The organism is Rhodopseudomonas pseudopalustris, from assembly GCF_900110435.1.
GTDB classification, from domain to species: domain Bacteria; phylum Pseudomonadota; class Alphaproteobacteria; order Rhizobiales; family Xanthobacteraceae; genus Rhodopseudomonas; species Rhodopseudomonas pseudopalustris.
In genome coordinates this window covers 56,397-81,913 of sequence record NZ_FODT01000012.1, presented here as the reverse complement: position 1 = coordinate 81,913, position 25,517 = coordinate 56,397, and the positions used below count along the sequence as shown (strand labels likewise).

Here is a 25,517-nt window from a genome sequence, read left to right as displayed (position 1 = left end):
CCGCGGTCTCGGTTGGTCAACGTTCAGCCGACGATTTCGTTGCCGGCGAAGAACTGGGCGATCTCGATCGCCGCGGTCTCCGGCGCATCCGAGCCGTGAACCGAGTTTTCGCCGATCGACTTCGCGTGGGCCTTGCGGATGGTGCCATCGGCCGCCTTCGACGGATCGGTCGCGCCCATCACGTCGCGATACTTCGCGATGGCGTTCTCGCCTTCCAGCACCTGGACGACCACCGGGCCGGAGATCATGAAGTCAACCAGCTCGCCGAAGAACGGGCGTTCCTTGTGGACAGCGTAGAAAGTCTCGGCCTGACCGCGGGTCATGTGGATCCGCTTCTGCGCCACGATGCGCAGGCCGGCCTTTTCGATCAGGGCGTTGATCGCGCCAGTGATGTTGCGCTCGGTCGCGTCGGGCTTGAGAATCGAGAAAGTCCGTTGAATCGCCATGGAAATATCCTTGAAATGCTGGGCGGATGAGTTGCGGCGCTTATATCGACGCCACTGCGGCACGGCAAGCCGCGCCGTCGGCTGATCCGACCGCTTCGGACACGTTGCGCCCCTGCCCGATCACAATCGATCCGATCCCGGTTGCCTTTGCCGGCCGTCCCGGTCAAAACGCGCCATGCTCACACTGTCCGACATATCGGTCCGGATTGCCGGACGACTGCTGATCGATCAAAGCACGGTCCAGATCGCGCCTGGCGCGCGGGTCGGGTTCATCGGCCGCAACGGCGCCGGCAAGTCGACGCTGTTTAACGCCATCCGTGGCGAACTCGCCACCGAGACCGGCCGCATCACCATGCCGCCACGCTGGCGGGTTGGCAGCCTGGCGCAGGAGGCCCCCAACGGTCCGGAGACCCTGCTCGAAGTGGTTCTCAAGGCCGATCTCGAACGCGACGCGCTGCTGCGGGAGGCCGAGACCGCGCACGATCCGCACCGGATCGCCGACATCCAGACCCGGTTGGTTGATATCGATGCGCATTCGGCTCCGGCGCGCGCCGCTGCCATTCTCAGCGGCCTCGGCTTCTCGGCCGCGGATCAGGCGCACTCCTGTTCGGAATTCTCCGGCGGCTGGCGGATGCGGGTGGCCTTGGCGGCGACGCTGTTCGCGGCGCCCGACCTGCTGTTGCTGGACGAGCCGACCAACTATCTCGATCTCGAAGGCACGCTGTGGCTCGAAGATCACCTCGCCAACTACCCGCGCACGGTGATCGTGATCAGCCACGACCGCGATTTGCTCGACACCTCGGTCAACGAGATCCTGCATCTCGACCGCGGCCGGCTGGTGCATTTCCGCGGCGCCTACTCGGCCTACGCTGAATTCCGCGCCAACAAGGAGGCGCTCGACGCCAAGAACGCCAAGCGCGAGGAGGCGCGTCGCAAGCATCTGCAGGAGTTCGTCGACCGCTTCAAGGCCAAGGCCTCCAAAGCGCGCCAGGCGCAGTCGCGCGTCAAGATGCTGGAGAAGATGAAGCCGGTGGCGCGGCTGGTGAGCGACGACGTGCCCGACATCGTCTTCCCCGCGCCCGAGAAGATCCTGTCGCCGCCGATCCTCGCCGCCGACAACGTCTCGATCGGCTACGACCCCAAGCACCCGGTGCTTCGCCATGTCACGCTGCGGATCGACACCGAAGACCGCATCGCCCTGCTCGGCGCCAACGGCAACGGCAAGTCCACACTGGTGAAGCTGCTGGCCGACCGGCTGACGCCGTTCTCCGGATCGGTGACGCGCGCCGACAAGCTCTCGGTCGCTTACTTTGCCCAGCACCAGCTCGACGAACTCAACGAGGACGGCTCGCCCTACGACCACATCCGCCGGCTGATGCCGGATGCGCCCGAGAGCAAGATCCGCGCCCGCGCCGGCGCGATCGGCTTTTCCGGCAAGGCCGCAGACACGCTGGTGAGGAGCTTGTCAGGCGGCGAGAAAGCACGGCTGCTGCTCGGGCTCGCGACCTTCTACGGCCCGAACATGATCATCCTGGACGAGCCGACCAACCATCTCGACATCGACAGCCGCGCGGCGCTGGCCGAGGCGATCAACGACTTTCCCGGCGCGGTCATCATGGTGTCGCACGATCGCTACTTGATCGACGCCTGCGCGGATCAGCTCTGGGTCGTCGCCGATCACAAGGTGAAGCCTTACGACGGCGACCTCGACGACTATCGCCGCGCTGTTCTGTCGTCACGCGGCGCGCGCAGCGGAGCGCGTGACGCCAAGGAGCGAAGCGCGGACAGCGCCGCCGCGAAGGCAGCGCGTCCGAAGGCCGAAAAGCGCGTCCCGCTGAAGCAGAAGATCGCCGAAGCCGAAGCCGAGATCGAGCGTATCACCGCGATCATCGCCAAGATCGATGCGGCGCTCGCACTGCCGGATCTCTTCACCCGCGATCCGAAACAGGCCGCACAACTCTCGACCGCGCGCGCCAATGCACAGGCAGCGCTTCACAAGGCCGAAGAGCAATGGCTGGAAGCGAGTTCGGCCTGAGACATGGCGCAGGCTGAACGGCCGAGGCTACGCGCCCGGACTACGACGCCTGCTTCTGACGCTTCGGTCTCGCTGATTTCGGTTGCGCGACCGGATCCGGTCCACGCTCGATCGACGTCAGCCGCCCTGCGGTGAACGTGTAGATGCCGGCGCGCGAACCGCGCGAGTAGTTCAGCAGCGCAACGCGCTGGCCGCGTTCATTGGTCGACAGATTCACGCTGTCCGGCGCGCCGGCGCCGCGCGCGACGTCGCATTCGGTATGGCCGAGCGCCACCGTGCCGCCGCGGGGCGCCGTCGGCGCTGCGGCGTCACCACCCGGAGCCGAATTTGCGTCAGGCGATCCGGGGGCCGCCGACATGCCGGGGCACATCCCATCGGCGCTGATCAAATCCTCCGCCATCACCGGCTTGTCCGGCGTCAGCGGCGGGGTTTCGATCGAGATGTTCTTGATGAACACCCGGCCCGGACGCGAAAACCAGTCGGCATCGCGCGACATCAGCTCGGACGCGCCCGAACAACCGGCGAGCAGCGGCGCCGCCAGCACGAGGGTGAGCACGACCAGGCGGCAAGAAAGCTTGTGTTGCACGATTGATTGGGTCCCATCCCGCAGCATAAGCATCTGTCCAAACATCGATTTACGGCACGACCGTGGCCGCGTCGGCGCAACCGCCAGGTTGCCAGAATAACGTTAACGGCCTCGCGAGGCTATTCCCGCCGCTGCCAGCGCCCCGCGGCGTCGGCCTGCCAGTAGGTGACGTCGAAGCCGCGCGACTTGCTCTGCTTCCACGCGACACGCGCCATCGCCACAGCATCGTCATCGTCGCCGTCGAACAGCAGCACCATTCTTTCGTAGCTTTCCGCGTCGGCCGGCAAAGCCACGTTGTCGAGCAGAAACCGCACCATCGCAGCGTTCGGATTCCCCTCCTCGGCCGTCAGCACGATCGGCTGGTGGGCCGCATCCGCAACGCGCGAGGTGGCATGCGGCAGAAACGAATCATCACGATAGGTCCACAGATGCGCGTCGAGCGTTTCGGTTCTCTCCTCGGAACCCGACTGCACCACCACCCGCCAGCCGCGCGCCAGAGATTTCTCCAGCAACGGCGGCAGCACCTGTTCGATCGTCCGGCCCTGCAGATGATAGAAGAGGACGTCGGTCATCGCATTGTCTTGGGGTTATTTCTTGGCTTCGTAGTGCTCCGCGACGAGCGCGTTCAACAGCCGCACGCCGTAACCGGATCCCCAGCTGTGGTTGATGTCGGACTTGGGCGCGCCCATCGCCGTGCCGGCGATGTCGAGATGCGCCCACGGCGTGTTGTCGACAAAGCGCTGCAGGAACTGAGCGGCAGTGATCGAGCCGCCATTGCGCGAGCCCGTGTTCTTCATATCGGCGAACTGCGAATCGATCTGCTTGTCGTATTCGGGTCCGAGCGGCATCCGCCAGACACGCTCGCCGGTCGAGAGGCCCGCGGCGGTGAGCCGCTCCGCGAGTTCGTCGTTGTTCGAGAACAGGCCGGCGTGATCGGTGCCGAGCGCGACCATGATCGCGCCGGTCAGCGTCGCCAGGTCGACCATGAATTTCGGCTTGTGCTTCTGCGCGACGTACCAGAGCACGTCGGCGAGAACGAGACGCCCTTCGGCATCGGTGTTGATGATCTCGATGGTCTGACCGGACATCGAGGTCACGATGTCGCCTGGGCGCTGCGCGTTGCCGTCCGGCATATTCTCGACCAGACCGATCGCGCCGATCACATTGATCTTGGCCTTTCGCGCTGCAAGCGCGTGCATCAGCCCCACCACGCAGGCGGCGCCGCCCATGTCACCCTTCATGTCTTCCATGCTGGCCGACGGCTTGATCGAGATGCCGCCGGTATCGAAGCAGACGCCCTTGCCCACGAAGGCGACCGGCTGCGCGCCCCGCTTGCCGCCGTTCCAGCGCATGATCACGGTGCGTCCGGGATGGGCCGAGCCCTGCGACACGCCGAGCAGCGCGCCCATCTTCAGCCTGGTCATCGCCTTGACGTCGAGGATCTCGACCTGAACGCCGAGCTTGCGCAATTGCGCCGCGCGCTTGGCGAATTCTTCCGGGTAAAGGACGTTCGGCGGCTCATTGACGAGTTCCCGCGCCAGGATCACGCCATCGACGACATGGCTATCAGGCGCAAACGCCTTCTTCGCCGCGGCAACATCGGCAACCGCGATCGACACGTTGGCGTTCGCCGCGTCGGCGTCGTCGTCCTTCTTTTTGGTCTTGTAGCGATCGAATTTGTAGGCCCGCAACCGGATACCCGACGCGACCGCAGCCGCCTGCTCGGGCCTCATCGCCCCACCCGGCAGTTCAGCGATCACGGTGACCGCACTATCGCCCGCGCTCAACTTGCCGGCGACCGCCCCACCCAGCTTGACGATATCGTTGTCCTTCAGGGCCGCAGCCTTGCCCGTACCGATCACGATCAGGCGACCGACCTTCAGTCCTTCAGGCGCCAGCAGATCCAGAGCGGAACCCGACTTGCCCTTGAACTGACTTGCCGCGACCGCGCGCTTCACGGTGCTGGCCGCCGCCCCCAGCGCTTTGCCGGTGACCGAACCGAATTTCAGCGTGTCGTCGCAGAACACCACCAGCGTGCCGCGCGCGGCAGCGGAAAACGGGACGAAGCCGACCTTGACGGCGTCGGGCATGGATATTCCTCCAATCAGGGCTGTCGGACCCGACCAGAACCGGCGGGCGCAGGTGTATGTTGCTGTTTTGGTGTCCTATGGCTCCAAGTCAAGCCAGCAAGTCAAGCCAGCATTCGCTCGGGACGATTCTCTCGTCGAGAGAAAATGGCCGGTCGATTCCGATGCGATCGTCAGAGCCGGTTCCCAGGCCGCGCCGACCTAAGGTGCTCAGACACCCTCTTCCCGGTCGATTTAGTGGCCCGCGTGCGACACTTGCACAAGATTAACCATATCCGGTCGCCGCCGCCGATCAGCCATTTTGTTGACAGATCAGACAGATGGTAATGCGTTTGTGGGATAGCCCGTGAGGTCGGCCGCCATGGGGAGGATTCGGATCGAATCCTGGCGGCGAATATTGGGCGCAGGGGATTTCGTCAGCCGATGGGTGCCATCGACAGCTATATTTTCCGCACGACGTTGACGTCGTTTGCGGTGGTCATGGCCAGCCTGACGGGCGTGATCTGGATTACCCAGGCGTTGCGTGGCATCGATCTGATGACCAGCCAGGGCCAGACGATCGTGACCTTCCTCGGCCTGACCGGCCTGGCCGTTCCCGTCTTGATTTTGGTGATCGCTCCGATCGCTCTAATGATCGCTGTGGCGCATACGCTGAATCGTCTCGCGACCGATTCCGAAATCATCGTCATGAACGCCGCCGGCCTGTCGCCGATCCGGCTGTTCCGTCCGTTCGTGTATGCGACGATCGCGGTCGCCGTGCTGGTGACATTGATCGGGGCCTATATTGCGCCGGACGGATTGCGCCGCATCGCCCGATGGGACAGCGAAATCACTGCTGACGTGCTCGCCAACGTGCTGCAGCCGGGCCGCTTCGCCCAGCTCGAGCAGAATTTGACCATCCGGGTGCGCGAGCGTCAGGCAGGCGGGCTGCTCGTCGGCGTATTCATTGATGATCGCCGCGACCCCAATGACCGCGTCAGCATCATCGCCGACCACGGCACGGTGGTGAAGAACAGCGACGGATCGTTTCTCGTCCTGGAAGACGGCCATCTCGAACGCTTTCAGGCGGGAAAGCAAGAGCCGGCGCTGGTTGCCTTCAGCCGCTATGCGTTCGACATGTCGAAATTCTCGCGCGCCCGGGACGTGACCTACGGAATTCGCGAGCACTATCTCTGGGAACTGATCTGGCCGGACCCGAAGGATCCGCTGCTGGCGCAAGTGCCGACACAATTTCGCGCGGAGATGCATGACCGGCTGCTGGCGCCGATCTATCCATTCTTCTTCGCTGCGGTCACTTTCGCCTTTCTCGGGATGCCGCGGACAACGCGCCAGAGTCGTAACTTCTCGATGGTCGGCGCAGTCGCTTGCGCCTTTGTCGTGAGGCTTGCCGGTTTCGCATTGTCTGTGGTCGCCAACCACACACCCTACATCGCCGGGATCCAGTATCTGCTGCTTGCGGTCGCGATCGGGGTCAGCCTGTGGCTGATCCGGCGGCACGTGGTGATCGAACCGCCCGCCAGACTTGTCGAGGCGCTCAACGCCCTCACCGCTTCGCTGAGCCGGCTGGTCCGGCGCCCGATGACGGCATGATGTGGTGTCCACCATGGTCATGAACACGCTCGGACGCTATTTCGCAGCCCGATTCGTCACCTCTGCGCTCGGCGTTTTCTTCGGGCTGTTCGTGCTGCTCGTATTCGTCGACTACATCGACCTGCTGCGCCGCGCCGGCGGGCTCGCGGTTTCAGCACTGGTGATCGCGCAGGCGTCGTTCTACCGGGTCCCGCAACTGCTCGAGCGGCTGATGCCGTTCTGCATTCTGATCGGCGGCATGACGTGCTACCTCGCGCTGTCCCGCAGTCTGGAACTCGTGATCGCGCGGGCCGCCGGCCTGTCGGCTTGGGAGTTTGTTTCGCCTGCGCTATGGAGCGCCCTCGCGCTCGGGGTGTTCGCGAGCGCCGTCTTCAATCCCATGTCGGCGTATATGCAAGAGCGGGCCAAGCAGATGGAGGCCGAATTGTTCGGCCAGGGATCTGGAAGCCTTCAGGACGCAAGCGGTTTCTGGATGAATCAAGTGAGCCCGGAAGGACAGTCGATCATCAATGCAGCGCGGAGCCAGCAACAAGGCGCCGTGCTGAGCGGGATCAGCGTGTTCCGCTTCGAGCCCGACTTCCAGTTCAAGGACCGAATCGAAGCCCGTGAAGCGGTCCTCGAACCCGGGCATTGGCTGCTGAAGGACGTCCGGCGCTATACGCTCGACAGCGCGCCGGTTCAGGAAGACACTTTCCGGCTGCCGACTGCGCTGACGCTTGCGCAGGTCCGGAACAGCTTCGCCACTCCAGAAAGTGTGTCTTTTTGGCAACTCCCGTCCTACATCAGAGCATCCGAGAGTTCGGGCTTCGCGACCTCGGGCTATCGTCTGCAGTATCATAAGCTTCTGGCAAAGCCGTTTTTGCTGGCCGCAATGGTGATGCTAGCTGCTTCTGTCAGCTTGCGATTCTTCCGTTTCGGCGGCGTGCAAAAGATGGTTTTGAGTGGCGTGGGGGCAGGCTTTCTGCTCTATATCCTGTCGAAAGTGACTGAGGATTTGAGCAAGGCTGAGTTAATGCATCCGCTTGCTGCGGCGTGGTTGCCCGTTTGTGTGGGCGGCCTCGCTGGTTTTTTGGCCTTGCTGTACCAGGAGGACGGGTAGTGGCCATGATCGCCGCCCTCCTAGAAAAGCTGCCTGCTTCGCGGCTGCGCACCATCGTGCGCAGCAAGCGTTCGCTCATGGCGAGTTGCGCGATTCCGCTGGCCGCCCTGCTGCTCGCGGGCGCCGCGGACCTTGCGTCGATCTCGTCGGCGGAGGCGCAGAGCTATACCTATAATCCGCGCCCGGCCCGGCCGCGTCCGCCCCAATCGGGGCAGGATGGGCAGATGCTCGTGCAGGCGACCGAGGTCAATTACGACTATAACAACCAGCGCGTGTCGGCGATCGGCAACGTGCAGATGCATTTCAACGGCACCAGCGTCGAAGCTGATCGCCTCGTCTACGACCAGAACACCAAACGTCTGCGGGCCGAGGGCAACGTCCGCATGACCGATGCGACGGGCAAGATCACCTACGCCAATATGCTCGATCTCAGCGACGACTACCGCGACGGCTTCGTCGATTCGCTGCGCGTCGACACCGCCGAAGACACCCGCATCGCGGCGTCGCGGGCCGACCGCACCAACGGCGACTACAACGTCTTCCAGAACGGCGTGTACACCGCTTGCGCGCCGTGCCGGGACAATCCGAAGAAGCCCCCGCTGTGGCAGGTCAAGGGCGCGCGGATCATCCACGATCAAACCGACAAGATGCTGTATTTCGAGAACGCCCAGCTCGAATTCTTCGGCGTTCCGTTGGCCTATCTACCGTATTTCTCGACTCCGGACCCGACGGTGAAGCGCAAGACCGGCTTCCTGATGCCGGCCTACTCGACCAACACCACCTTCGGCATGGGCTTCGAAGTCCCGTTCTATTGGGCGCTTGCACCGGACTACGACGTCACCCTGACGCCGCGGATCACGACCAAGCAGGGCGTCCTGATGCAGGCCGAGTTCCGGCAGCAATTGCTGAACGGCGCCTATCAGATCCGAGCGTACGGTATCAATCAGGCCGATCCCGCTGCGTTCGGCAGCAATCCGGGCAACCGTGATTTTCGTGGCGGCGTCGACACCAAGGGCCAGTTCGCGCTGAACGACAAATGGGTGGTCGGCTGGGAAGGCGTGCTGCTGTCCGACCGGGCGTTCTTCCTCGACTATCGGCTCGCCCAATACCGGGACAGCTGGGGCACCTTCCTCAATCAGAGCACTGAAGCGACTTCTCAGGTCTATCTGACAGGCGTCGGTAATCGCTCCTATTTCGACCTGCGAGCGATCCACTATCTTGGTTGGGCTGCCGCCGACATCCAGGGGCAAATCCCGGTCATCCACCCGGTGATCGACTATTCGAAGACGCTCGATCAGTCGATCTTCGGCGGTGAGGTCAGCTTCAAGACCAATTTTGTGAGCCTGACCCGCCAAACTGCGCAGTTCGACCCGATCACCACGATCGCCAACACCTCCGGCCTGTGTCTGACCACGTCGGCCGATCCGCTAGCGCGAATGCCGTCGAGCTGCCTGCTGCGCGGCATCCCGGGCACATACACGCGGGTATCGGCCGAGGCCCAATGGCGCCGGTCGTTCACCGATTCCTACGGTCAGATCTGGACCCCGTTTGCATCGATCCGAGCCGATGCGATCGATGCGTCGATCTCAAATCAGCCCGGCGTGTCCAACTATCTCCCGGTCGGCGATACCCAGGCGTTCCGGGTAATGCCGACAATCGGCCTGGAATATCGCTACCCGTTCATCAACGTGCAGCCGTGGGGCACCACGACGATCGAACCGATCGGCCAGGTCATCATCCGCCCCAACGAAACCTACGCCGGCAGGCTGCCGAACGAAGACGCGCAGAGCATGGTGTTCGATGCCAGCAACCTGTTCAGCGTCGACAAATTCTCCGGTTACGACCGGATCGAAGGCGGCGGGCGGGCCAATGTCGGCGTTCAGGCGACCACGCAATTCGATCGCGGCGGCGCGGTTAATGTGCTGTTCGGTCAGTCTTATCAGCTGTTCGGACTGAACTCCTTCGCGGTGCGGGATATCACCAACACCGGCCTCGATTCCGGCCTGGCGACGACCCGCTCCGACTATGTCGGCCGGGTGTCGTACTCGCCGAACTCGACCTACAAATTCACCACCCGCGCGCGTCTCGACGAAGCGACGCTCGCCGTCAACCGATTCGAGGCCGAGGCCAGCGCCTCGTTCAATCGCTGGTCGGTCTCCGCGATTTATGGAAGCTATGCTGCACAGCCTGAACTCGGGTTCCTGGGCCGCCGTCAGGGCATCCTGGGAACGGGTTCGATCAAGGTGGCATCGAACTGGGTGGTGTCGGGCGGCGCCCGTTGGGACCTCGAGGCCAACCGCATCAATCAATACATCGTCGGCGCCGGCTATGTGGACGATTGCTTCGTCATGGCCGTGAACTACGTCACCGGCTATTCCTACACGAATTACGGAACGACACCGACGCTGAATCACTCGGTCATGCTGCAGATCGGGCTCCGCACCATCGGAATGGGCGCGATTCAGCAGAGCGTGTCGAACGCCTCAAGCGGCGTCTTCGGCCAGTAGTACCGAAAACGCATACGGGCAGCCTCGTTTTGAACAAGCGCAAATCGGCTGGGAGGCATACGCGACCCATGACGACAAAGTTCTTATTTCGCATTCTCGGCTTGGCTCTGTTCTGCGCGGTGGCGGTGGGCGGCGGACTCGGCGTTGCGACCGCGCAATCCGTGGCCGTGATGGTCAATGGTGAGCCGATTACGAATTTCGACATCGAACAGCGCTCCAAACTGGACAGGCTGTCGCGTGCGTCGAGGACTCGCCAGCAGGTGCTCGACGAACTGATCGATGAGAAAGTGAAGATCCGGGAAGGCAAGAAGTACGGCGTCAGCCCGAGCGATTCCGACATCGAATCGTCGTTTTCAACGATGAGTTCGCGGATGCGCATGTCTCCGGATCAGATGACCAAAATGCTGAGTGCCCAAGGCATTCGTCCCGAGACCCTGAAGTCCAAGATCAAGGCCGAGATGGTCTGGGCCAGCCTGGTGCGCGGACGTTTCAAGGACAGCCTGCTGGTCGGCGAAAAGGACATCCAGGCGCAGCTCGGTGCGAAAGGCGGCGACGAGCCGGCCACGACAGAGAGCTTCGAGTATCAGCTGCGACCGGTCGTGCTGATCGTATCGCGCGGCTCCGATTCGAGCGCATTGGAAGCCCGGCGCAAGGAAGCCGAGTCGCTGCGCAGTCGCGTCCAGAGCTGCGCCGACGCCGACCGGATCTTTAAAGCACTGCCGAATACCGCGATCCGCAGCACCGTGGTCAAGACATCGGCCGACCTGCCGCAGGCCTTGCGCGAGATCCTGGACAAAACACCGGTCGGGCAAATGACCGCGCCGGAAGCCACCAAGCAAGGAATCGAAATGGTGGCGCTGTGCTCGCGCAAGCCGACCACCGCCGATACGCCGAAGAAGCGCGAAATCCGCGATAAGTTGTTCGCCGAAAAATTTCAGGCCAAATCGAAGGAATATTTGCGGGAAGTCCGCAATGCCGCGATGATCGAGGTTCGGTAGAGCATTTTCGGTATTTTGCTCGAAAACGCGATAGAAGTTCCGCTGCCGCGCCTCGACGAGCAAACGCGGCGAGCGCCGACGGTGGCGGCGGACGGAAGCGAGATGATCAAACCTCTGGCTGTGACGCTGGGCGAGCCCGCAGGAATTGGCCCCGACATCACAATTGCGATGTGGCTACGCAGGGGAGAATTGCGACTGCCGCCCTTCTATCTGCTTGGCGACCGTGACTGCATTGCGCGCCGCGCCTGTGCGCTCGGCGTCGACCTTCCGATCGCTGACGTCGGCGTCGAGGAAGCGATCAGCGCCTTTCCCAATGCCCTGCCCGTGGTCGCCACGGGAAACCTCGCCACCGCCGACCCGGGCAAGCCGGACGCCACCAGCGCCGCCGCCGCGGTCGGCGCGATCCGCCAGGCCGTCAGTGATGTCGGCGCCGGCCGAGCCTCCGCCGTGGTCACCAATCCGATCGCCAAGAGCGTGCTGTATCAGGCCGGCTTCGCGCACCCCGGACACACCGAATTCCTCGCCGAGCTGGCTCGCGGCGATGGCGCCGCGCCGCAGCCGGTGATGATGCTGTGGTGCCCGAGCCTCGCGGTGGTGCCGGTCACGATCCATGTTTCGTTGCGCGACGCGATCGCCACGCTCACGACCGAGCTGATCGTGTCGACTGCGCGTATCGTGGTGAAGGATCTGCAGAGCCGCCTCGGCGTCGCGGCGCCGCGGCTCGCGATCGCGGGACTCAATCCACATGCCGGCGAAGACGGCTCGCTCGGGACCGAAGACCGCAGCGTTGTCGCGCCCGCGGTGGAGATCCTTCGACGAGACGGAATCGACGCCCGCGGCCCACTGCCCGCCGACACCATGTTTCATGCCGCCGCGCGGAAAACCTACGATTGCGCAATCTGCATGTATCATGATCAGGCGCTGATCCCGATCAAGACCATCGCCTTCGACGAAGGCGTCAACGTCACGCTCGGCCTGCCCTTCATCCGCACCTCGCCCGATCACGGCACCGCCTTCGATATCGCCGGCACCGGGCGCGCCGATCCGTCGAGCCTGATCGCGGCGTTGCGGCTCGCGGCGCGCATGACCGCTGCGCAACCCGCATGAGCGCGATCGACGGTCTGCCTCCGCTCCGTGACGTGATCCGGCGTCACGATCTCGCCGCACGGAAGTCGCTCGGCCAGAATTTTCTGCTCGACCTCAATCTCACCGCCCGGATCGCTCGCGCCGCGGGACCGCTCGACGACGTGACTGTGGTGGAGATCGGCCCCGGTCCCGGCGGCTTGACGCGGGCGCTGCTCGCCACCGGCGCGAGGCGCGTCATCGCGATCGAGCGCGACGAACGCGCGCTCGGCGCGCTCGAAGAGATCGCCGCGCACTACCCCGGCCGGCTGGAGATTGTCTGCGCCGACGCGATGGAGTTCGACCCGACGCCGCTGCTCGGCGGCGAGCGCGCCAAGATCGTCGCCAACCTGCCCTACAATATCGCGACGCCATTGTTGATCGGTTGGCTCTGCACCGAACCCTGGCCGCCCTGGTACGACATGATGGTGCTGATGTTTCAACGCGAGGTCGCGCAGCGGATCGTCGCCCGCGAGGACGACGACGCCTATGGTCGGCTCGCGGTTTTGTCGAACTGGCGGTGCGAAACCAACATGCTGTTCGACATCGCGCCATCCGCCTTCGTGCCGCAGCCGAAGGTGACCTCCTCGGTGGTGCGTCTGGCGCCGCGCGCTGCGCCGGAGCCGTGCAATCGCGCAGCGCTCGAGCAGGTCGCCGCAGCCGCCTTCGGCCAGCGTCGCAAGATGCTGCGGCAGAGCTTGAAATCGCTCGGCGTCGATCCTGCGCGGCTGGCGGCGGCTGCCGGAATCGATCCGACGCGGCGAGCCGAAACCGTCGCCGTCTCCGGCTTTGTTGCCATGGCGAATGAATTGAACAATATACGCAACACAAAAACACAGACCTAAAGGGAGAGCCCCGACATGACGCAGATGCGTCGCCAATCTCTGGTGAAATTCGACGCCCCGCTGTGCGAGACCATCATCGACGCGCCAAAGCCGCAAGGCCGCGAAGTGCTGGTCCGGATCGAACGCTGCGGTTTGTGCCACTCCGATCTGCATATTCAGGACGGCTATGCCGACCTCGGCGGCGGCAAGAAGCTCGACACCACGCGCGGCATGACGCTGCCGTTCACGCTGGGGCACGAGATTGCCGGCGTCGTCGATCAAGTCGGCCCCGATGCGCCCGCCGATCTGATCGGCAAGAAGATGGCGGTGTTTCCCTGGATCGGCTGCGGCAAGTGCCGCGACTGCCTGACCGGCGACGAGAACCTCTGCGCCCGGAACCGCTTCCTCGGCGTCTCGATCGACGGCGGCTTCGCCACGCATGTGCTGGTGCCCGATGCGAAGTACCTGCTCGACTACGATCCGCTGCCGACCAATGTCGCGGCGACGCTGATGTGCTCCGGCATCACCGCTTATGGCGCGCTGAAGCGCCTTGTCGATCGGCCGCGCCAGCGCAACATCCTGCTGATCGGTCTCGGCGGCGTCGGCATGATGGGCCTATCGCTGGCCCAGGCGATGTTCAAACAGCCGATCTCGGTCGCCGATCTCAGCGAGGCTGCGCGCGAGGCTGCGCTCAAGAATGGCGCGTCCTTCGCGTATGATCCGTCGGAACCTGATGTGATCAAGCGCATCGTCAAGGAAACCGATGGCGGCTTCGACTGCGTGGTCGATTTCGCCGGCAACGACAAGTCGATGAACTTTGCGGTCGGCGCAGTGGCGCGCGGCGGCAAGATCGTCGTGTCCGGGCTGATGGGCGGACAGTTCAGCCTGCCGATGGTGCAATGGATCTACAAGCGCATGACCGTCGAAGGCTTCATGGTCGGCACGTTGGAAGAGACCAAGGAGCTCTTGGCGCTGGCGCGTACCGGCAAGATCAAGCCGACGCCGATGAAGGAAGAGCCGATGGGCGACGCGCAAAAATGGATCGATCAGTTGCGCGCCGGCAAGGTCGTCGGCCGTATCATGCTGACGAACTAATCGCGCCTCGCCGACGCGGGAACAGGCGCTGAATATCTGCGTTGCGGGTTCCAAGACACCCGCAACGCAGGCCCGATTCTTGTCTCAACCCCAACGAAATTGCGGCTTATTGCGACCCCATTTCATGCGGAAAACACGGAACGCTAAATTTCCGTTACCGCATCACGATCGGGGGATGCCATGCGTAAGCAGACCGCAAATGTTCTTTGCGCCACCGGCGTAGGATTGCTCGCAAGCCTCGCGCTCACCGCCATTCCAGGCGGCGACGCACAAGCGCGCGAATGCCTCACCCAACCAAAGGGACCGGCGCCTGCCGGGAGCCATTGGTTCTACCGAACTGATCATGCCAGCAAGCGCAATTGTTGGTACCTTCGCGCAGCGAGCGAGAAGTCGGGGAAACCGACAGAGGCCGCGTCGAACGACGGAGTTCCCGATAGCGCGGCGGTCGCAACCACCGCGCCGACAGCCACGAGGGAAACGGTACCGGCCGACCCCGCTGCTTCTCCTGCTTCTGCCGCCGCACTGAAGACCTTGCCGAAGCCTGTGCGAACAACTGCGGTTCCGCTGCATTCGTCGATCGCAAATGCGCGTGCCGAGTTTCAGTCTCCGCCGGAACCAGCGCCGATGCGCGACGTCGCTGCTCAGGATGCGGCATCGCAGTTTCCGGCGCCTCTACCGGCAACAAGCTCGGCCCAACAAAGCGATCCATCGGCCGAGGCCAGCCAAGGCTCACCGATAGAGCAGCGCTGGTCGGATGCCACCTCGAGCGATTCATCCTCAGCCAACCCCGCTTTGGCGGCCGATGCGTCCACCAAATTGCGCACGGCAGCGCAAGCGGCCGTTGCCAACGGCGCCGCGCCGGCAACGGCAGCACTCTCCTCGACCGGATCAGCATCCACGCTGATCATTGCACTTCTTGCCGCGCTGGCTCTCGCGGGCGTGATTGTCGGTGGCATCGTGAAATTCGGCAGGCGCGAACCGGTCGTTCGCCGCGATCTCAATGGTCGTCCGGATATCTGGGGCGCCGCGGCTAGACCGGCAGAACACGACATCGCGGCTGATCGAATTGATCTGGACGTCGACCCCTCGCCCCCGATGCAGCCGACCGAGCCTCCGTCTTGGATCAAAGCGGCGCGGCAGCGGCAGACCGACATCAAAGGCACCGACGAGATCGAGCAATTGCTGTCCCGCGCGCAAAAGCGTCCGGCGGCCTGATCGAATGCAAGATAGAAGCGGCAGCGGCGCTCGCCGCTGCGGTTTTCACCCGTGTTACTTCTCGAGCTGCCTGCGCATGTCGCGCACGAAGGCCTCGATTCCGATCTGACGTTCGCGCTTGAGCTGCTCGGCTCGCAGGATCGCTTTGACCGATTCGAACGCGACGCCGATGTTGTCGTTGACGACGATGTAGTCATAGGCGTCGAAATGGCTCATTTCGTCGCCGGCCTTCTTCATCCGTCCGCGGATCACTTCATCCGAGTCCTGCGCGCGGGTGTGGAGACGATGCTCCAGATCCTGAACCGATGGCGGAAGGATGAAGACGCTGACGACATCGTTCGAAGCCCGGCTGCGCAGCTGCTGCGTGCCCTGCCAGTCGATGTCGAACAGGACGTCGCGTCCCGCGGCCAGCGCGGCCTCGACCGGGGCGCGCGGCGTGCCGTAGCAATTGTCGAACACATGCGCCCATTCGAGGAATTCATCTGCCTCGACCATGGCGTCGAACTTCGGCCGGTCGACGAAGTAGTAGTCCCGGCCGTCGACTTCACCCGGTCGCCTCGGCCGGGTGGTCGCCGACACCGACATCGTCAATCCGGGCGCTTCGTCGACGAGCATCCGCGACAGCGTGGTCTTGCCGGCGCCCGACGGCGACGACAGCACGAACATCAGTCCGCGTCGCTCGACGCCATTGAAGCCGCCCGACCCGTCTTTCATGCTCACTCCAGATTCTGCACTTGCTCGCGAAACTGCTCGACCACATTCTTCATCGCGAGGCCGGTGTTTGTCAGTTCGAGATCGATCGACTTGGAGCAGCAGGTGTTGACCTCGCGATTGAACTCCTGAGAGAGGAAGTCGAGCCTGCGGCCGACGGCGCCGCCCTTGCTCAGCATTTCGCGCGCCTGTGCGACGTGCGAGGCGATGCGATCGAGTTCTTCGCGAATGTCGGCCTTGGTCGCCATCATGATGGCTTCCTGATGCAGCCGATCCTGGTCGAAGCGCTCCGAGGTCTCCAGCAGCGCCGCCACCTGTTCGGCGAGCCGAGCCTTGATCGCGTCCGGCTTGCGCCCCGGCGCGGCCTCTGCCTTTTTCGCAAGGGTTTCGATTTCGTCGAGACGCTGTAACAGCAGGCCGCCGAGCGTCGCGCCTTCGCGCTTGCGCATTTCGATCAGGCTGCCGAGCGCTTGCGTGAACGCGGCCTCGACCGCGGAACGGGCGGCGGTCTCCTCCGCCTCGTCGGCCTCGGACTCGACCATCTCGATCACGCCCTTGATCGACATCAGGCCGTCGATGCTCGGCGCGACCGCATCAACCCGCCCGGCCAGATCGCTCGCGACCTTCAGCACCGAGGACAACACCTCTTCGTTGATGCGCACGGTCGATCCCGCATCGGCGCGCTTGACGGTGAGGTTGGCGTATACGGTGCCGCGGGACAGCGCATCGGCCGCACGCTTGCGAACGCCGGCTTCGATGTCGTCCCACCCTTGCGGAATCCGGAGCCGAAAATCGAAGCCCTTGGCGTTGACTGACTTCAATTCCCATTCGAACGTATAGGGGCCGCTGCTCCCGTGGTGACGCGCAAACCCCGTCATGCTCGACAAAGACATCGCTGGCCGACTCCACAGATTGCAAGGTTGAGATTCGCTTGAAGCGTGAGCGGCGGACCTTAGCCCATCATGCCTTGGAATGGGAACAGGATGCGTGACGACCAGGGCTTTCCGTCAAAGCAGGCGTCGACGCGCGCACAAAACGATCAAACAGGAACTCTGAAGCAACGGTCGTGAGCACTCAGACCGGGAATTCTAGTTCTGGTCTGCGGCCGCCGGCGCGCCAGTTGGAGCGGCGCTGTCTTGCGTCCCGTTGCGCGTTCGCTTCTTCGGCGCCCCGGCATTTTTCGCGGGCTTGGGCGCCGCCGCCGGCGCGGCCGCCGATGACGCGTTGGCATCGGGAGTGATCGTTGCCGTCGGCGGAGCGTCCTCCGCCGGCTCGACGGTGTCGTTCTGCATCTGGCGTTCCTGCGCCCGCAGCTTCGCGACGTTCTTCAAGTGCTGATCGTAGCCGTCGCTGAAGGCGTGACCGCCGGTGCCGTCGGCGACGAAATAGAGATCGCGCGTGCGCGCCGGATTCGCCACGGCTTCGAGCGACGCACGGCCGGGATTGGCGATCGGCCCCGGCGGCAGCCCTTCGATGACATAGGTGTTGTACGGGGACGGCTGCTGGATTTCGCTGCGCTTGATCGGCCGTCCGAGCGTGCCCTTGCCGCCGACCAGGCCGTAGATGATCGTCGGATCGGATTGCAACTTCATCTTCTTCTGCAGTCGATTGATGAATACCGAAGAGACCCGGCTGCGCTCATCCGCCTTGCCGGTCTCCTTCTCCACGATCGACGCCAGCGTCACCAATTGCTCGGGCGACTTGATCGGAATTTCCGGATTGCGCCGCTCCCAGACTTCTGCGAGCACGCGCTTTTGAGCCTGCTGCATCCGATTGATCACCTGATCGCGCATCGTCCCGCGCGGGAATTTGTAGGTCTCCGGCAACAGCGTTCCCTCGCGCGGAATTTCGCGCAGGCTTCCGCTGAAGATGTTGTTCTCGGACAACCGCGCAACGATTTGTTCCGAGGTCAGGCCTTCCGGAATCGTCACGGTGTGCTGCACCACCTTGCCCTCAACGATGGTGCCGATGACGTCGCGCAGGCTGGCCTTCTTATGGAACGAATATTCGCCGGGCTTCAGTTCCGAACGCGCCTTCAAGGCCAACACGCTGCCGATGAAAGCCCAGCGATTGTTCTCGATCACGCCTTCACGCTGCAGGATCTCGGCGATATCGCCGAGCCCCGCACGCTGCGGAATATTAACAACCTTGTCTTCCTGCAGCGGACCGGCCGCCTCGATCTTCTGCTTGCCGTAGACGTAGATGCCGCCGGCACCGATCATCAGGACGAGCAGGATGGTGATGATGGCGTTGCCGATGATGACCAACGGGCTGCGCGCCCGATCGGACCGCTTCGGCGGCGGCGGGAGTTGCTCCGGTTCCAGCGCCGCACGCGGGCTTCTCGGCGAGATCGGCGGCCTTTCACTCATCAATGCAACCTGATTCCTGTCGTCTCGTGGGTGGTCTCGTTCAAGATTGCACCAGCGGCGCTGGAGATCACGGCATCACTCGATGGTCAGGCATTGGATCGCTCCGGACCGATCTGGCCACTGTCGATCATACTCCCAAATCAACGATTGTCGTAGGGTTTAACGGGGATTACGGCGGAACGTTGAAGTCGGGCCTGACGCGTCAATTCGCGACGCGTTGCAGGATCAACGATGCGTTAGTGCCGCCAAAGCCGAAAGAGTTCGACAGCACGACATTGATTTCACGCGCACGCGACTTCCACGGCACGAGATCGATCGCTGTTTCAACCGACGGGTTGTCGAGATTGATGGTGGGAGGCGCAACGTTGTCGCGAATCGCCAGCGTGCAAAAGATCGCTTCGACTGCACCGGCCGCACCGAGCAGGTGCCCGATCGAGGATTTGGTCGACGACATCGAGACCCGCGACGCCGCGTTGCCGAGCAGCCGCTGTGCGGCGCCGAGTTCGATCTCGTCGCCGAGCGGCGTCGAGGTGCCGTGCGCGTTGATGTAGTCGATGTCCGAAACGGAGATGCCAGCACGCTTGATCGCCGCCGTCATGCAGCGGAAAGCGCCATCGCCATCCGGGGTTGGCGCCGTGATGTGATAGGCGTCGCCGGACAGGCCGTAACCGATGACTTCGGCGCAGATCCGCGCGCCGCGCGCTTTCGCGTGCTCGTATTCCTCCAGCACGACGACGCCGGCGCCCTCGCCCATGACGAAGCCGTCGCGATCCTTGTCGTACGGACGCGACGCTTTTTGCGGCGCGTCGTTGAAGCCGGTTGAGAGCGCGCGGGCGGCGCAGAAGCCGGCCATCGCCAAGCGGCTGATCGGGGATTCGGTGCCGCCGGCCACCATCACGTCGGCGTCGCCGAGCGCGATCAGCCGTGAAGCGTCGCCGATCGCATGCGCCCCGGTCGAACACGCGGTGACCACAGCATGGTTCGGCCCTTTGAGTCCGAACTCGATCGACACATAGCCCGACGCCAGATTGATGAGGCGTCCTGGAATGAAGAAGGGGGAGATCTTGCGCGGTCCGCGCTCTTTCAACAGCAGCGCAGTCTCGGCGATTCCTTCGAGGCCGCCGATACCGGAACCGATCAGCACGCCAGTGCCGCAACGCTCGTCTTCCGTAGACGGATGCCATCCAGCGTCATCGAGCGCCTGCCGCGCCGCAGCCATGGCGTAGACGATGAAGTCGTCGACCTTGCGCTGGTCCTTCGGCTCCATCCATTGATCGGGATTAAAAGTACCGTTGGTACCATCGCCGCGCGGGATAATGCAGGCGATCTGGCTGGTCAGATCGGAGACGTCGAACGTCTCGATCCGACGTGCGCCGCTCTCCCCGTTAAGCACCCGGCTCCAGGTCGCGTCGACGCCACAGCCGAGTGGCGAAACCATGCCAAGGCCTGTGACGACGACACGTCTCATATCCTGTACTCCGGGCCAGAATGCGCGGTCCAAAGCAAGAAGCCGGTGGACCGCTGAAACACGGCCCGTCCGGCTTCATCATCACCGCGCAGAGCTTCAGCTCTTTGCGTTTTTCTCAAGGAACTTGGTGGCGTCGCCGACGGTGAGAATCGTCTCAGCAGCATCGTCTGGAATCTCGCAGCCGAACTCTTCTTCGAACGCCATGACGAGTTCGACCGTGTCGAGGCTGTCGGCGCCGAGATCATCGATAAAGCTGGCGCTATCGACCACTTTTTCGGGTTCGACACCAAGGTGCTCCACCACGATCTTCTTAACCCGCTCGCCAATCTCACTCATTCTATAAACCCCGTGCTGTTCCGACCCGACCGACAGACGATACGAGCCATCGTGGTGCGTCAACTCGCTATGTTCCCGTCGCAATCGCGAAAGTGTCTTGATTTTGCCCCGTCCCCGAGGTCGACCCCTGACCGCCTGAGCGGCCGGTCTCCATCGGCAATATACAGGGTTTGGACTTCCTGCAATGGCCTTCTTTGCCTATCCGCCGGAGCCTCGGTTATCATACTTCCGCTGCATTGACCACAAGCCCCGACCGCCGCCAAACAGGCGTTTCTGCCGCCAAAAGCCTGCATCCGTCGTCAGATCATGGCCATCCCGCCGTTGACGTGGATGGTCTGACCGGTGACGTACGCGGCCTCGTTCGAACTGAGATAGACCGCCGCCGCAGCGATATCCTCCGGAGTGCCGAGCCGGCCGGCGGGCACCTTGCCGAGAATCGCTTCGCGCTGCTTGTCGTTGAGCACGTCGGTCATCGGCGTCGCGATGAAACCCGGCGCGATGCAATTAGCCGTCACATTGCGCTTGGCGTATTCGGCGCCGAGCGTCTTGATCATCCCGATCAGTCCGGCCTTCGAGGCCGTGTAGTTGCCCTGCCCCGGATTGCCGGTGACGCCGACCACCGAGGTGATCGCGATGATTCGGCCGAACTTCTTGCGCATCATCAGCTTGGTCGCGGCGCGGGTCAGGCGGAAGGTCGCGGTGAGATTGACCTTGATCACCTCGTCCCAGTCTTCGTCGCGCAATTGCACGAAGAGATTGTCGCGGGTGATGCCGGCGTTGCAGACCAGAATGTCCAGCTGGCCCATCGCCTCGGCCGCCGCCGGCACCAGCGCCTCCACCTCGGACGCATCCGACAGGTTGCACGGCAGCACGTGAACGCGATCGCCGAGCTTGGCCGCCAGCGTGTCGAGCGCCTCGCGCCGGGTGCCGGAAATCGCCACCGTCGCGCCCTGGCCGTGCAGCGCCTGCGCAATCGCGCCGCCGATGCCGCCGGTCGCTCCAGTCACCAGCGCGGTTCGTCCCGTCAAATCGAACATAGTGCCCTCGTGAGAAGTCTCCGGCTCAGACCGAAGTCAGGATTAAGCGATCGTTTGCCGCAAGAAAACGCCCCGCGTCAATGACCTGACCCCGACCTTCGCCCCCCCCCCCCCCCCCCCCCCCCCCCCCCCCCCCCCCCCCCCCCCCCCCCCCCGCGACCCGGCTGCAACCAGCCGTGGCATACGCCTTGCTTTGCATCGTTTACCGCAAAGGAGACACCACCCAATGGCAGCCACTCACGTCCCGTCCGATTCCACCGGCCTACGAAAGGTTCTTGGCCCGTTCCAGCTTTGGGGCATCGCGGTGGGGTTGGTGATCTCCGGAGAATATTTCGGATGGAGCTACGGCTGGGCCAGCGCCGGCACGCTCGGTTTTCTGGTCGCCACTGCGCTGGTTGCGACCATGTACACGACGTTCATTTTCAGTTTCACCGAACTGTCGACGGCGATTCCGCACGCCGGCGGCCCGTTCGCTTATGCGCGCCGCGCGTTCGGACCGACCGGTGGTTTCATCGCCGGCTTCGCCACACTGGTTGAGTTCGTCTTTGCCCCGCCGGCGATTTCGCTCGCCATCGGCGCCTACCTCAATGTCCAATTTCCAGGCATCAATCCGAAATATTTCGCACTCGGCGCCTACATCATCTTCATCGGGTTGAACTGGATCGGCGTCGGTATCGCCGCCGCGTTCGAATTGTTCGTCACGGTTCTGGCCATCGCGGAACTGCTGGTGTTCATGGGCGTCGTCGCACCCGGCTGGTCGCTGGCGAATTTCGTCGCCAATGGCTGGGCCGGCGGCGACGTGCTCAATGGCGCGGCAATCTCCGGAATCTTCGCAGCCATTCCCTTCGCGATCTGGTTCTTCCTTGCGATCGAGGGCGCCGCGATGGCGGCGGAGGAAGCCAAGGACCCGAAGCGTACGATTCCGATCGCCTACGTCACCGGCATCCTCACACTGGTGACGCTGGCATTCGGCGTCATGATTTTTGCCGGCGGCGTCGGCGACTGGAGCAAGCTCGCCAACATCAACGACCCGCTGCCACAGGCCATGAAAATCGTGGTCGGCGAAAACAGCGGCTGGCTGCACATGCTGGTGTGGATCGGCTTGTTCGGACTGGTTGCCTCGTTTCACGGCATCATGATGGGCTATTCGCGGCAGATTTTCGCGCTGGCGCGCGCCGGCTACCTGCCGAAGACTCTCGCAGCGCTGAGCCCGCGCTTCAAAACGCCGCATCGTGCGCTGCTGGCAGGCGGCGCGATCGGCATCATCGCCATCTTCAGCGACGAATGGGTTCAGTTCGGCGGACAATCGCTGACCGCCAACATCGTCACCATGTCGGTGTTCGGCGCGATCATCATGTACATGACGTCGATGGCCGCTCTGTTCAAGCTGCGCCGCAGCGAACCGAATCTGGAGCGCCCCTACCGCGCACCGTTTTACCCGGTGTTCCCGGCGATCGCCCTCGGACTGGGGCTGGTTTGCCTGATCGCGATGGTGTGGTTCAATATCATGCTGACGCTGTTGTTCCTGGCGCTGATGGGCGTTGCTTACGCCTACTTCAGACTGACAGCAGGCCAGCGCGACGCGGCGGCGCCGGACGCGATGTTGACCGTGCCGGTCAGCTCCGTGCCGGCAGAGTAAGTCGGACCAGGGGATCAACGCCGTTGCGCTACCGGACCGCAATCGACCAGCAACTATTCGCCTTCGACAGCCTGAAGCAGGTGATGGCTTACGCCAGCCCCGCGCGCTCGGGTGACTATCTTGCGGGCATCGGCGCCGCCACCGCGCAGGAGCGGATGGCGGCGCGGCATGTGCTGGCGGAGGTGCCGCTGAAGCAGTTCCTCAACGAGGCGCTGATCCCCTATGAAGACGACAACATCACGCGGCTGATCATCGACGGTCATGATGCAAAGGCGTTCGCGCCGGTGTCGCACATGACCGTCGGCGATTTCCGTAACTGGCTTCTGTCCGAACAGGCGACGACGCAGGCCCTCGCCGCGCTGGCGCAGGGCCTCACCCCGGAGATGGTCGCGGCCGTCTGCAAGATCATGCGCAATCAGGACCTGATCGCGGTGGCGCGCAAGGTCCGGGTCGTCACCCGCTTCCGCGACACCATCGGGCTCGCGGGGCACCTCGCGGTCCGCCTGCAACCCAACCATCCCACCGACGATCTGCGCGGCGTCGCAGCATCGACGCTGGACGGCCTGTTGATGGGCTCCGGCGACGCCGTGATCGGGCTCAATCCCGCCTCCGACAGCCTGCCGGTGCTCGGCGATCTCTTGCGGATGCTGGACGAGGTGATCGATCGGTTCGAAATCCCGACCCAGAGCTGTGTACTGACCCATGTCACCAACACGGTGCAACTGATCAACGACGGCGCACCGGTCGATCTCGTCTTCCAGTCGATCGGCGGCACCGAGAAAACCAACCTGTCGTTCGGGGTGACGCCGGAGATTTTGCACGAGGCGCGCGAGGCGGCGCTGTCGTTGAAACGTGGCACCGTCGGCGACAACGTGATGTATTTCGAGACCGGGCAAGGCAGCGCGCTGTCGGCCGACGCGAATTTCGGCGTCGACCAGCAGACCTGCGAGGCGCGCGCCTATGCCTTGGCGCGGCTCTACCAGCCACTGCTGGTGAACACCGTGGTCGGCTTCATCGGCCCGGAATATCTTTATGACGGCAAACAGATCATCCGCGCCGGGCTGGAGGATCATTTCTGCGGCAAGCTGCTCGGCCTGCCGCTCGGTTGCGACATCTGCTATACCAACCACGCCGAGGCCGATCAGGACGACATGGATACGCTGCTGGTGCTGCTCGGCGCCGCCGGCATCAGTTTCATCATGGGCATTCCCGGCGCCGACGACGTGATGCTCAATTATCAGAGCACCTCGTTCCACGACGCGCTATTTCTTCGCGACATCATGAACTTGAAACGCGCGCCCGAATTCGAGATGTGGCTGCAACGGATGCAGATCACCGACGATGCCGGGCGGCTGCGCCCGCCCTCGCCGAACCCGCTGCTCGGCGGCATGGGCAAGCTGAAATCGCTGGTCGCATGATGGACGACAACACCAACGACCGCCCCCCCGTCACGGAAAGTCCATGGGCGGAATGGCGCAAGGTCTCGCCGGCGCGGCTGGCGCTGGGCCGTGTCGGCACCGGCCTGCCGACCGACGAGGTTCTGCGTTTCGGCTGGGCGCATGCGATGGCGCGTGACGCCATTCACGCCGCGCTCGACGCGCCGAAGCTGGCGGCAAAGCTGCAACAGCAAGGCTGGATCACCGCGCAGACCCGCAGCCATGCGCCGGACCGCGTCACCTATCTGCGGCGCCCCGATCTCGGCCGCGTGCTCGATCCGCACGAAGGAGCCAGGCTGCGCGCGCTCGACATCGCAGCGGGGAACATCTGCATCGTGATCGGCGACGGATTGTCGTCAATCGCCGTGGAACGTCACGCTGCGCCGTTGCTCGCCGCGCTGCAGCCGCTGTTACCCGCCGAACTCGCCGGGTCTCCGGTGGTGATCGCGACACAGGCGCGGGTGGCGCTGGCGGACGAGGTTGCCGACGTTCTCAAGTCGCGGCTGTCGATCATGCTGATCGGCGAGCGGCCGGGGCTGAGCTCGCCCGACAGTCTCGGCATCTACATCACCCACGCGCCGTTCAGCGGCCGCAGCGACGCCGACCGCAACTGCATCTCCAACGTGCGGCCCGAGGGTCTGAGCTACGCCGCCGCCGCGTTCAAGCTCGCGTGGCTGGTGCGCGAGGCGCTCGGCCGCGGTCTGACCGGGGTGAATCTCAAGGATGAGAGCGATCTGACATTGCTCAATGGCGGCATCGCCAATCTGGATCGCCTGCCCGGTCCGACAAAATAACAGCCGCGCCACCTGACGGCGACGCGGCCACGAACATGATGTCGCGAGGTCAACCTACCCCGTTTGGTGATACCGCGGGTGCATCCGGTCGATGCGAACGATGTCGTTCGCATCGACGTCGGA

At 63.7% G+C, this 25,517-nt stretch carries 22 protein-coding genes; 12 read left to right on the top strand and 10 right to left on the bottom strand.

Annotated elements, in window-relative coordinates:
* Positions 1 to 23 precede the first annotated feature (23 nt).
* Positions 24 to 446, bottom strand: coding sequence for a nucleoside-diphosphate kinase (gene ndk / locus BMY71_RS20140; RefSeq protein WP_011503362.1), 423 nt, complete (start codon positions 444 to 446; stop codon positions 24 to 26).
* A gap of 175 nt (positions 447 to 621) precedes the next feature.
* On the opposite strand from ndk, the gene BMY71_RS20135 reads away from it, so the two are divergent.
* On the top strand, positions 622 to 2,481 hold the full coding sequence (locus BMY71_RS20135; protein WP_092685907.1) for an ABC-F family ATP-binding cassette domain-containing protein: 1,860 nt from the start codon (positions 622 to 624) through the stop codon (positions 2,479 to 2,481).
* 40 nt (positions 2,482 to 2,521) lie between these two features.
* On the opposite strand, the gene BMY71_RS20130 is transcribed toward BMY71_RS20135, so the two are convergent.
* The 3 genes from BMY71_RS20130 to BMY71_RS20120 all read right to left on the bottom strand — a co-directional run bounded on the left by BMY71_RS20130 (position 2,522) and on the right by BMY71_RS20120 (position 5,157).
* Positions 2,522 to 3,067, bottom strand: a complete 546-nt coding sequence (locus BMY71_RS20130) for a hypothetical protein (RefSeq protein ID WP_092685991.1) — start codon at positions 3,065 to 3,067, stop codon at positions 2,522 to 2,524.
* Between the two features lie 119 nt (positions 3,068 to 3,186).
* Entirely contained in the window at positions 3,187 to 3,639 is a 453-nt protein-coding gene (locus BMY71_RS20125) for a DNA polymerase III subunit chi (RefSeq protein WP_011503365.1), read from the bottom strand.
* A 15-nt stretch (positions 3,640 to 3,654) separates the two neighbouring features.
* The gene (locus BMY71_RS20120; RefSeq protein ID WP_092685906.1) at positions 3,655 to 5,157 is read right to left on the bottom strand and encodes a leucyl aminopeptidase; all 1,503 of its coding nucleotides are present in this window, start codon (positions 5,155 to 5,157) and stop codon (positions 3,655 to 3,657) included.
* 420 nt (positions 5,158 to 5,577) lie between these two features.
* On the opposite strand from BMY71_RS20120, the gene lptF reads away from it, so the two are divergent.
* The 8 genes from lptF to BMY71_RS20080 all read left to right on the top strand — a co-directional run bounded on the left by lptF (position 5,578) and on the right by BMY71_RS20080 (position 15,604).
* Complete coding sequence (lptF, locus tag BMY71_RS20115; protein WP_011503367.1) at positions 5,578 to 6,744, top strand: LPS export ABC transporter permease LptF; 1,167 nt, start codon at positions 5,578 to 5,580, stop codon at positions 6,742 to 6,744.
* Positions 6,745 to 6,757: 13 nt separating this feature from the next.
* Positions 6,758 to 7,843, top strand: a complete 1,086-nt coding sequence (gene lptG / locus BMY71_RS20110; protein ID WP_092685989.1) for an LPS export ABC transporter permease LptG — start codon at positions 6,758 to 6,760, stop codon at positions 7,841 to 7,843.
* Between the two features lie 5 nt (positions 7,844 to 7,848).
* Positions 7,849 to 10,350, top strand: coding sequence for an LPS-assembly protein LptD (locus tag BMY71_RS20105; protein WP_092685990.1), 2,502 nt, complete (start codon positions 7,849 to 7,851; stop codon positions 10,348 to 10,350).
* Between the two features lie 68 nt (positions 10,351 to 10,418).
* Positions 10,419 to 11,348, top strand: coding sequence for a SurA N-terminal domain-containing protein (locus tag BMY71_RS20100; protein WP_092685905.1), 930 nt, complete (start codon positions 10,419 to 10,421; stop codon positions 11,346 to 11,348).
* Positions 11,349 to 11,450: 102 nt separating this feature from the next.
* On the top strand, positions 11,451 to 12,455 hold the full coding sequence (gene pdxA, locus BMY71_RS20095; RefSeq protein WP_092685988.1) for a 4-hydroxythreonine-4-phosphate dehydrogenase PdxA: 1,005 nt from the start codon (positions 11,451 to 11,453) through the stop codon (positions 12,453 to 12,455).
* Positions 12,452 to 13,315 (top strand): 16S rRNA (adenine(1518)-N(6)/adenine(1519)-N(6))-dimethyltransferase RsmA, encoded by an 864-nt coding sequence (gene rsmA, locus BMY71_RS20090; protein ID WP_092685904.1) that lies wholly within the window; start codon positions 12,452 to 12,454, stop codon positions 13,313 to 13,315. Before pdxA ends, rsmA begins: the two co-directional genes overlap by 4 nt.
* A gap of 15 nt (positions 13,316 to 13,330) precedes the next feature.
* Positions 13,331 to 14,389, top strand: a complete 1,059-nt coding sequence (locus BMY71_RS20085; protein WP_011503373.1) for an alcohol dehydrogenase — start codon at positions 13,331 to 13,333, stop codon at positions 14,387 to 14,389.
* A gap of 180 nt (positions 14,390 to 14,569) precedes the next feature.
* The gene (locus tag BMY71_RS20080) at positions 14,570 to 15,604 is read left to right on the top strand and encodes a hypothetical protein (RefSeq protein WP_092685903.1); all 1,035 of its coding nucleotides are present in this window, start codon (positions 14,570 to 14,572) and stop codon (positions 15,602 to 15,604) included.
* Between the two features lie 54 nt (positions 15,605 to 15,658).
* On the opposite strand, the gene gmk is transcribed toward BMY71_RS20080, so the two are convergent.
* The 6 genes from gmk to fabG form a co-directional block, all read right to left on the bottom strand.
* Positions 15,659 to 16,318, bottom strand: coding sequence for a guanylate kinase (gene gmk, locus BMY71_RS20075; protein WP_011503375.1), 660 nt, complete (start codon positions 16,316 to 16,318; stop codon positions 15,659 to 15,661).
* Positions 16,319 to 16,320: 2 nt separating this feature from the next.
* Positions 16,321 to 17,208 carry a YicC/YloC family endoribonuclease gene (locus tag BMY71_RS20070; protein WP_092685902.1) on the bottom strand — a complete coding sequence of 296 codons (888 nt, stop codon included), beginning with the start codon at positions 17,206 to 17,208 and terminating at the stop codon, positions 16,321 to 16,323.
* 195 nt (positions 17,209 to 17,403) lie between these two features.
* Positions 17,404 to 18,684, bottom strand: a complete 1,281-nt coding sequence (gene mltG, locus BMY71_RS20065; RefSeq protein ID WP_092685987.1) for an endolytic transglycosylase MltG — start codon at positions 18,682 to 18,684, stop codon at positions 17,404 to 17,406.
* Between the two features lie 202 nt (positions 18,685 to 18,886).
* Positions 18,887 to 20,152, bottom strand: a complete 1,266-nt coding sequence (gene fabF / locus BMY71_RS20060) for a beta-ketoacyl-ACP synthase II (protein ID WP_092685901.1) — start codon at positions 20,150 to 20,152, stop codon at positions 18,887 to 18,889.
* A gap of 96 nt (positions 20,153 to 20,248) precedes the next feature.
* Complete coding sequence (locus BMY71_RS20055) at positions 20,249 to 20,488, bottom strand: acyl carrier protein (protein ID WP_002716125.1); 240 nt, start codon at positions 20,486 to 20,488, stop codon at positions 20,249 to 20,251.
* Positions 20,489 to 20,787: 299 nt separating this feature from the next.
* Positions 20,788 to 21,525 carry a 3-oxoacyl-[acyl-carrier-protein] reductase gene (fabG, locus tag BMY71_RS20050; RefSeq protein WP_011503379.1) on the bottom strand — a complete coding sequence of 246 codons (738 nt, stop codon included), beginning with the start codon at positions 21,523 to 21,525 and terminating at the stop codon, positions 20,788 to 20,790.
* A 226-nt stretch (positions 21,526 to 21,751) separates the two neighbouring features.
* Between fabG and eat the strand changes: the two genes are divergently transcribed.
* From eat to eutC, 3 genes are read left to right on the top strand one after another with little or no spacing between them, the layout of a single operon-like run.
* Complete coding sequence (eat, locus tag BMY71_RS20045; protein ID WP_092685900.1) at positions 21,752 to 23,164, top strand: ethanolamine permease; 1,413 nt, start codon at positions 21,752 to 21,754, stop codon at positions 23,162 to 23,164.
* Between the two features lie 23 nt (positions 23,165 to 23,187).
* The gene (locus tag BMY71_RS20040; protein WP_092685899.1) at positions 23,188 to 24,582 is read left to right on the top strand and encodes an ethanolamine ammonia-lyase subunit EutB; all 1,395 of its coding nucleotides are present in this window, start codon (positions 23,188 to 23,190) and stop codon (positions 24,580 to 24,582) included.
* Positions 24,579 to 25,394 (top strand): ethanolamine ammonia-lyase subunit EutC, encoded by an 816-nt coding sequence (eutC, locus tag BMY71_RS20035; RefSeq protein WP_092685898.1) that lies wholly within the window; start codon positions 24,579 to 24,581, stop codon positions 25,392 to 25,394. Before BMY71_RS20040 ends, eutC begins: the two co-directional genes overlap by 4 nt.
* Positions 25,395 to 25,517 lie beyond the last annotated feature (123 nt).

Coding starts and splice junctions, on each gene's coding strand:
- ndk (WP_011503362.1), bottom strand. CDS start 446: ATGGCGATTCAACGGACTTTCTCGATTCTCAAGCCCGACGCGACCGAG.
- BMY71_RS20135 (WP_092685907.1), top strand. CDS start 622: ATGCTCACACTGTCCGACATATCGGTCCGGATTGCCGGACGACTGCTG.
- BMY71_RS20125 (WP_011503365.1), bottom strand. CDS start 3,639: ATGACCGACGTCCTCTTCTATCATCTGCAGGGCCGGACGATCGAACAG.
- BMY71_RS20120 (WP_092685906.1), bottom strand. CDS start 5,157: ATGCCCGACGCCGTCAAGGTCGGCTTCGTCCCGTTTTCCGCTGCCGCG.
- lptF (WP_011503367.1), top strand. CDS start 5,578: ATGGGTGCCATCGACAGCTATATTTTCCGCACGACGTTGACGTCGTTT.
- lptG (WP_092685989.1), top strand. CDS start 6,758: ATGGTCATGAACACGCTCGGACGCTATTTCGCAGCCCGATTCGTCACC.
- BMY71_RS20105 (WP_092685990.1), top strand. CDS start 7,849: ATGATCGCCGCCCTCCTAGAAAAGCTGCCTGCTTCGCGGCTGCGCACC.
- BMY71_RS20100 (WP_092685905.1), top strand. CDS start 10,419: ATGACGACAAAGTTCTTATTTCGCATTCTCGGCTTGGCTCTGTTCTGC.
- pdxA (WP_092685988.1), top strand. CDS start 11,451: ATGATCAAACCTCTGGCTGTGACGCTGGGCGAGCCCGCAGGAATTGGC.
- rsmA (WP_092685904.1), top strand. CDS start 12,452: ATGAGCGCGATCGACGGTCTGCCTCCGCTCCGTGACGTGATCCGGCGT.
- BMY71_RS20085 (WP_011503373.1), top strand. CDS start 13,331: ATGACGCAGATGCGTCGCCAATCTCTGGTGAAATTCGACGCCCCGCTG.
- BMY71_RS20080 (WP_092685903.1), top strand. CDS start 14,570: ATGCGTAAGCAGACCGCAAATGTTCTTTGCGCCACCGGCGTAGGATTG.
- gmk (WP_011503375.1), bottom strand. CDS start 16,318: ATGAAAGACGGGTCGGGCGGCTTCAATGGCGTCGAGCGACGCGGACTG.
- BMY71_RS20070 (WP_092685902.1), bottom strand. CDS start 17,208: ATGTCTTTGTCGAGCATGACGGGGTTTGCGCGTCACCACGGGAGCAGC.
- mltG (WP_092685987.1), bottom strand. CDS start 18,684: ATGAGTGAAAGGCCGCCGATCTCGCCGAGAAGCCCGCGTGCGGCGCTG.
- fabF (WP_092685901.1), bottom strand. CDS start 20,152: ATGAGACGTGTCGTCGTCACAGGCCTTGGCATGGTTTCGCCACTCGGC.
- BMY71_RS20055 (WP_002716125.1), bottom strand. CDS start 20,488: ATGAGTGAGATTGGCGAGCGGGTTAAGAAGATCGTGGTGGAGCACCTT.
- fabG (WP_011503379.1), bottom strand. CDS start 21,525: ATGTTCGATTTGACGGGACGAACCGCGCTGGTGACTGGAGCGACCGGC.
- eat (WP_092685900.1), top strand. CDS start 21,752: ATGGCAGCCACTCACGTCCCGTCCGATTCCACCGGCCTACGAAAGGTT.
- eutC (WP_092685898.1), top strand. CDS start 24,579: ATGATGGACGACAACACCAACGACCGCCCCCCCGTCACGGAAAGTCCA.